Here is a 585-nt window from a genome sequence, read left to right as displayed (position 1 = left end):
GCGTGCTCGACCAGGGTGATCAGCGTGCTCTTGGCCTCCGCCCGCCGCCGGGCGTCGGTGGTGATGATCGGCGCGTCCGGACCGATCTGCAGCGCCTCCCGCACCTCGTCCGGCGTGTACGGCTGCTGACCGTCGAACCCGTTCAACGCGATCACGAACGGCAGACCCGAGTTCTCGAAGTAGTCCACCGCCGGGAAGCAGTCCGCCAACCGCCGGGTGTCCACCAGCACCACCGCACCGATCGCACCCCGCACCAGATCGTCCCACATGAACCAGAACCGGTCCTGCCCCGGCGTACCGAACAGGTACAGGATCAGATCCTGGTCCAACGTGATCCGGCCGAAGTCCATCGCCACCGTCGTGGTGGTCTTGTCACCGGTGTGGGTCAGATCGTCGATCCCCGCGGACGCGGCGGTCATCACGGCCTCGGTGCGCAGCGGGTTGATCTCCGACACGGCGCCCACGAAGGTCGTCTTGCCCACGCCGAACCCGCCCGCCACCACGATCTTCGCGGAGGTGGTGGAGCGCGATGCACCGCTAGAGCTTGCGAAGTCCACTGAGCACCCTTTCGAGCAGTGTCACGTC

The 585-nt window shown here is 67.0% G+C and carries 1 protein-coding gene; it reads right to left on the bottom strand.

Going from position 1 to position 585, the window contains the following annotated elements; translation table 11 throughout:
* The coding region (locus ACFSJS_RS27930) for a GTP-binding protein (RefSeq protein ID WP_380905291.1) at nt 1-557 on the bottom strand (557 nt) is incomplete at its 3' end.
* Between the last annotated feature and the right edge of the window lie 28 nt (nt 558-585).

Source organism: Streptomyces desertarenae (assembly GCF_042681365.1).
In the GTDB taxonomy this organism is placed as follows: domain Bacteria; phylum Actinomycetota; class Actinomycetes; order Streptomycetales; family Streptomycetaceae; genus Streptomyces; species Streptomyces desertarenae.
The sequence above is the reverse complement of the archived record's forward strand: the minus strand, read 5'-3'. Positions and strand labels throughout refer to the sequence as shown.